The organism is Bacillus sp. LR_5, from assembly GCF_042709275.1.
The window spans coordinates 1-6,073 of record NZ_JAVAXX010000343.1; the positions used below are offsets into that span (position 1 = coordinate 1).

Annotated in this window: 8 protein-coding genes; 6 read left to right on the forward strand and 2 right to left on the reverse strand. The window is 44.7% G+C overall.

Translation table 11 applies throughout. From position 1 onward, the window contains the following. From RAC86_RS34035 to RAC86_RS34055, 5 genes are all read left to right on the forward strand, one after another. The coding region (locus RAC86_RS34035) for an AI-2E family transporter (protein WP_377886576.1) at nucleotides 1-1,006 on the forward strand (1,006 nt) is incomplete at its 5' end. Between the two features lie 276 nt (nucleotides 1,007-1,282). After that, nucleotides 1,283-2,209: an ABC transporter ATP-binding protein gene (locus RAC86_RS34040; RefSeq protein WP_003246573.1), complete on the forward strand. Its 927-nt coding sequence runs from the start codon at nucleotides 1,283-1,285 to the stop codon at nucleotides 2,207-2,209. Continuing rightward, nucleotides 2,202-2,969, forward strand: coding sequence for an ABC transporter permease (locus RAC86_RS34045; RefSeq protein WP_038427410.1), 768 nt, complete (start codon nucleotides 2,202-2,204; stop codon nucleotides 2,967-2,969). Before RAC86_RS34040 ends, RAC86_RS34045 begins: the two co-directional genes overlap by 8 nt. 94 nt (nucleotides 2,970-3,063) lie before the next feature. After that, the gene (locus RAC86_RS34050; RefSeq protein ID WP_003225151.1) at nucleotides 3,064-3,399 is read left to right on the forward strand and encodes a hypothetical protein; all 336 of its coding nucleotides are present in this window, start codon (nucleotides 3,064-3,066) and stop codon (nucleotides 3,397-3,399) included. 129 nt (nucleotides 3,400-3,528) lie between these two features. Next, on the forward strand, nucleotides 3,529-4,674 hold the full coding sequence (locus RAC86_RS34055) for an acyl-CoA dehydrogenase family protein (RefSeq protein WP_377886577.1): 1,146 nt from the start codon (nucleotides 3,529-3,531) through the stop codon (nucleotides 4,672-4,674). Nucleotides 4,675-4,698: 24 nt separating this feature from the next. On the opposite strand, the gene fbpB is transcribed toward RAC86_RS34055, so the two are convergent. Together fbpB and RAC86_RS34065 are read right to left on the reverse strand one after the other, a co-directional pair. Next, nucleotides 4,699-4,878 carry a Fur-regulated basic protein FbpB gene (fbpB, locus tag RAC86_RS34060; RefSeq protein WP_010886410.1) on the reverse strand — a complete coding sequence of 60 codons (180 nt, stop codon included), beginning with the start codon at nucleotides 4,876-4,878 and terminating at the stop codon, nucleotides 4,699-4,701. Continuing rightward, the gene (locus RAC86_RS34065) at nucleotides 4,832-4,996 is read right to left on the reverse strand and encodes a Fur-regulated basic protein FbpA (RefSeq protein ID WP_003225157.1); all 165 of its coding nucleotides are present in this window, start codon (nucleotides 4,994-4,996) and stop codon (nucleotides 4,832-4,834) included. The genes fbpB and RAC86_RS34065 overlap by 47 nt, the downstream gene beginning before the upstream one ends. 246 nt (nucleotides 4,997-5,242) lie before the next feature. Between RAC86_RS34065 and RAC86_RS34070 the strand changes: the two genes are divergently transcribed. Then, nucleotides 5,243-6,073: cation diffusion facilitator family transporter (locus RAC86_RS34070; protein WP_377886578.1), on the forward strand; the 831-nt coding region annotated here is incomplete at its 3' end.

The window sequence follows — 6,073 nt, forward strand, 5'->3', positions numbered from 1 at the left end:
CTCCATCTTTGTCGTGTTAACTGGTGTGTTATATCTATTTAAGAGCATGATCAACTTAATATTGCTTACCTTCATTTTCACATTTCTAATGGATCGTTTGGAGCTTGTCGTGCGGCAGTTTGTAAGCCAGTTCTTCCGCGTGAGCCAGCGGGTTGTCATTACGTTTCTTTACATGTTGCTGGCTGTGCTGCTTACAGTCGGGGGCTTTGTGTTTTATCCGGTCGTCGCGGCACAGATCCAGCAGCTGGTAAAGCAGATTAAACATATTGCGTATCATCCTGACAGCATCCCTTTCTTTGATGAGATCACCAGTGTCTTCGGAGATATTAACATCAGTTCATATGTCAAAGAGGGCTTCAATGTAGTGTATACGTATCTGGCCGATATCAGCACATTCGGCTTGCAGGTCGTGATGGCGCTCATTCTTAGCATGTTTTTCTTATTTGAGAAAAAACGGCTTTCTGAATTCATGGCGAAATTTAAAACGAGCAAACTGAGGGTCTTTTATGAGGAAATTGCTTTTTTCGGAAGCAAATTTGCAAGAACGTTCGGCAAGGTGCTCGAGGCTCAATTTATCATTGCGCTCGTCAACTGTATTCTGACGTTTATCGCGCTTTGGATTATGCATTTTCCGCAGCTGTTTGGGCTTTCGATTATGGTGTTCTTCCTTGGATTGATCCCTGTAGCAGGCGTCGTCATTTCCCTGATTCCGCTCAGCATTATCGCCTACAGCACTGGCGGTGGAATGTATGTGCTCTACATTGTTCTTGTCATATTCGCCATTCATGCGATCGAAACCTATTTCTTAAACCCGAAGCTGATGTCGGCGAAAACAGAGCTGCCAATCTTTTTCACCTTCACAGTACTCATTTTCTCTGAACACTTCTTCGGCATTTGGGGTTTAATTATCGGGATTCCGATCTTTGTGTTTCTCCTTGATATTCTGGATGTCACCAACAAGGAAGATAGGTCTAAAGGACCCCGAGAGAATAGCGATAAAAAGTAGTTTAAAATCGAATAATGAGTGTGCCTCGATCTGCCGGCCTGCCTGTTCAGGGCATGGAATTAAGACTCGGAATCGGAGTTTGGCATTGCTTCGCACAGTGGTGAACACAACAGGTGACAATGCCTGTCATCATTACAGAAACTGAAAAGAACAAACAGCCGGAGCAAACGCTCATCATCGGTTTAACCAAACATTTGGAAGCAACAAATGCTATAATACAAACAGTGCCTAATGTTAGGCACTGTTTATTTTTTGTCGAAAAAGGAGGAAGGCTTTATGGCTGAGCCGATTTTACATATTGAAGGCCTCGATAAAAAGATTGGGTCTAAACAGATTTTAAAACAGATCAGCATGGACGTCATGGAGGGTGAAATCATCGGCCTTCTCGGTCCGAATGGTTCCGGAAAAACAACACTCATCCGTATCATCGTCGGGCTGTTGAAACAAAACAGCGGAAGCGTGACAATCAGCGGATTCCAGCATGATACAGAGTTTGAAAAAGCGATGGAAGCGGTTGGAGCGATTGTTGAGAACCCTGAGTTCTATCCGTACCTGACAGGCTGGGAAAACCTCAAGCACTTTGCGAATATGCACAAAAAAATAGCGGATGAACGGCTTGATGAAGTGGTAGAACGTGTCGGGCTGACGTCAGCGATTCATGATAAGGTGAAAACCTATTCTCTTGGGATGCGCCAGCGTCTGGGTATCGCCCAGGCAATTCTTCACCGGCCGAAGCTTCTCATTCTAGATGAACCGACAAACGGCCTCGATCCTGCGGGGATGAAGGATTTTCGCGATCATATTAAGGAACTCGCAGAAATGGAAGGAACAGCTGTCCTGTTCGCCACTCATTTATTGCGCGAGGTTGAAGACTTGTGCGACCGTGTCATCATCATTCAAAAAGGTGAGATCAAAGCGGAAGTCAGCTTACAAGGAACTGATCAAACCACAGAAAAAGCGATTATAGAAGTGCAGCCGCAAGAAAAAGCGCTCAATTGGCTGACAGGCAATCAATATCAAGCTGAGAGCCAAGACGGGACGATTGTAGTTGAGGTGGCAAAAGAAAACATACCGGAGCTGAACCGATCACTTGTCGGACAAGATTTGAATGTATTTTCCATTACGCCTTACACGCAATCACTGGAAGACGAATTTATAAAAGCGACAACAGCTCATCAAGAGGAGGGAGAAGAGCTTGTCTAAATTAATTTGGAATGAACATATGAAACTTTTTAATCGGAAGGTCACTTTGGTTTCTCTTATCCTGATGGCTGTCTTTCAATTCTTCATGGCATTGATCATTAAACGGATTGTCATCAGTGCCGGAACAGATGAAAACTTCATCGGCTATTTATCGTATACACCGAGCCTGAACATTTTGCTGCAGGCTTTAACGATCGTAATTGCAGCAACAATTGTTTCGATGGAATTTGATAAAAAGACGATCAAATTTTTGCTCATTCGTCCGGTTAAACGCCAAAAGGTCTTTTGGTCAAAATTAATCACAGTCGTGATGGTCAGCTTCTATTTGTATCTGGCATACTACATTCTGGCATTATTATTCGGTCTCGTGTTTTTTGGCACATCGGTGACTGCGGAATCAAAGACATTGCTGGTCAACACCTTGGCGCTGATCGGGTCAAACTGGCTTGAAGCTGTAATGATGGGATTATTCGGGCTGCTTTGTTCTTCGCTGTTCCGCAACAGCGCGGTAGCAGTTGTTGTTTCTTTTGTCATTTTATACGGAGCGAGTACACTTGTTCAGCTCATGAAGTTGTTTGAAAACAAGTGGGGCAGCTTTTTGCTTTTTGCGAACACTGACTTTACGCAATACAGAAGCGGAGAGACAGCGTTGTTTTCAGGCATGACGCCATTGTTTTCAATTGGAATTCTCATCATACATGCCATATTCTTCATCGTTGTTGGCTGGTGGTGCTTCTGTAAACGGGATGTTCGGGTCTAAAGGCAAGGAATGACATTTTTGTGAAAAAGCTCACGTAAATCAATATCATTTGATATTTTGGTTTATACTAAAGGTACTGACGGAGGTGTCTCGATTGAGGAACTTTATTACCGCTTTACCGATCGTATTGCTGCTTGGATTCTCATTTGTGTCATTCATGTTTCAGTTTGAACATCTTGTTTATTTCAGGCTCGCGCTTGGGTTGTTTTCTCTCGTGGGACTGTACATGATATATAAAATGAAGACGGGCATCCGCTATTTTATCATCTATCTGTATGCCAGCTGGATTGTGTTGGCCGCAGTGACCGCTTTTGAAGAGCCGATTTTCTCAAGCTTTTTCTTTGGCGGCCTGGTGATGACGATGGGTTACCTGACATATATGCTGATTTATCTCGGCATGAAACAAGACCGGGATGCAAATCCTGTGTAATCGCGCTGTTCCCTTGGGGAACGGCGTGTTTTTCTATACTGGACAAAAAGATTAACAGTTGCGGAAAAATGGCAGGAAATCTATAATAAATATTAAATTTATCGGAATTAAAACTTGGGGGGCTGGCGGATGTCATTATTTATACAAAACGATCAACAGCGGCAATGGATGGAGAAAATCGGACGGATTGCGGATGAATTTCAGCAAACAGCTGCTGAAGATGACGAACAGGGACGTTTTCCTGCAGAGAAAATACAAAAACTGCGTGATGCTGGGTATACAGCATTAACATTGCCGGCATCTCATGGCGGAGGGGGCATTTCTGTTTACGATATGCTCCTGTTTCAAGAACGGCTTGCACGGGGAGATGCTCCGACGGCTCTTAGCATCGGCTGGCATTTGAGCGTGATCGGGGAGCTTGGAGAAGGCAACAGCTGGGATGAAGACGTATTTGCATTTGTTGCCAAGGAAGTCCAAAACGGAGCTGTCATTAACAGGGCGGCGACTGAAGCGAAAACCGGAAGCCCGACAAGAGGAGGGCGTCCCGGTACACACGCCGTCAAAAAGGATGGCAAATGGGCAGTGAACGGGAGAAAAACCTTTACGACGATGTCACAAGCTCTGGATTATTTTTTAGTAACCGCATGGATTGAGGACAAACAAACAACAGGCGTGTTTCTCATTCATAAAGATGATCCCGGCTTGTCGATTGAAGAAACGTGGGATATGATGGCGATGCGGGCGACTGGGAGCCATGACCTTGTACTGAACGAAGTCATGCTTGATGAGAATAAGCTGGTGGAACTGCTTCAAGGGCCTCGTGGAGCTAAGCCGAATGGCTGGCTGCTTCACATTCCTGCAATTTATCTTGGTGTGGCTCAAGCTGCTCGTGACTATGCAGTGCAATTTGCATCTGAGTATTCTCCAAACAGCTTGAATGGACCGATCAAGAATGTCCCGGCCGTACAGCAAAGAACAGGCGAAATGGAGCTTGAACTGCTCAATGCCAGACACTTTCTTTTCCATATCGCTCAATTGTATAACGATCCGGAGCGGCGTCCACACTTGACCAGCGAGCTCGGAGCGGCGAAACATATCGTCACAAACGCTGCGCTGTCTGTTGTTGATAAAGCGATGAGAATTGTCGGGGCCAAAAGCCTGGAACGAACCAACCCGCTTCAGCGCTATTACCGTGATGTGCGCGCCGGTCTTCACAACCCGCCGATGGATGACGCCGTGATACACAAGCTGGCGGCTGAAGCGTTTGAGTCATAAAAAAAAGAGCCTTACCGGCTCTTTTTATGTATTGTTTTGCTCTTGCAGATTTTTTTGATGCTTGCGGTCAATTCTGTCATAAATAACGTTCATCAGCTTTGGATTGCCCATAATCGCCTCTTTGTTTTCCTGGATCAGCTGTTGGTAAGTTTTCACTTTACGCTTCGGCATGCTCCGGCGCCCTCCTGACATGTTTGTATTCACTTTCTAACTCCGTCAGCGACAATTCATACAGATGACGCTTTGACTTTTTGTATATACCATTCTGTATTAACAGATGAATGAGCTGTTTTTTTCTGATTTCTGCAGACTGAGGTGTCATTGTGTCACCAACCTCCAATCAAACGATATTGATAATCATTATCAATTAACTTCAGTATACAATGTCCGCAATCGCCTGTAAAGATGAAAAGAGTCCTATTCTTGGCCAATTTACAAACATTCAACAAATCGACAAAAAGTTTCCCGGGCAATAATTTGCTGTCGAAATATTCCGCTTCATTGAACGCACCCTGCTATTTTTCATGTTTTGAACCATACTATGTAATAGAATGGAGGCTGGTATTCAATGGAGCGGACAGAAAATCTGAAAAAGGGAGAAAAAGGGGCGCTCCTCAATATTTTTGCATATGTCATTCTTGCTGTTGTAAAGCTAGTCATCGGGATTCTATATCATTCTGAAGCGCTGAGAGCAGACGGATTAAATAATGGAACAGATATTGTTGCGTCAGTAGCAGTGCTGATAGGATTGCGGATTTCTCAAAGACCGGCTGACAGCGATCATCCATACGGCCATTATCGGGCTGAAACAATTTCGTCTCTTGTTGCGTCTTTTATTATGATGGCAGTCGGCATTGAAGTGTTAATCGGCGGAGGAAAAGCGATTGCGGGTGGCACAACGGAAACGCCAAATCTTATCGCGGCATGGACGGCGTTAGGCAGTGCTGTGTTTATGTATGGCATCTATTTATATAACAAAAGGCTGGCAGCATCCATTAAAAGCTCTGCCCTGATGGCAGCGGCAAAGGACAGCAGGTCAGACGCTTTTGTAAGCGCCGGCGCGTTTATCGGTGTTTTTTCGTCCCAGCTGAAGCTGCCGTGGATTGATCCGGTAACGGCTTTTATCATCGGCATCATCATTTGCAAAACAGCGTGGGATATCTTTAAAGACGCTTCACATTCCTTAACAGACGGCTTCCATTTAAAAGATCTTGAGCCTTACAAACAGACCGTCGGCAGGATCGAAAATGTGCATCGCCTAAAGGATGTGAAAGCGAGGTATTTAGGCAGTACAGTTCATATCGAGATGGTCATTACGGTTGATCCGAAGCTTACAGTAGAAGAAGGCCATGGAGTGGCGGATGAAGTAGAAGACAAAATAAAACATGAACACGATGTC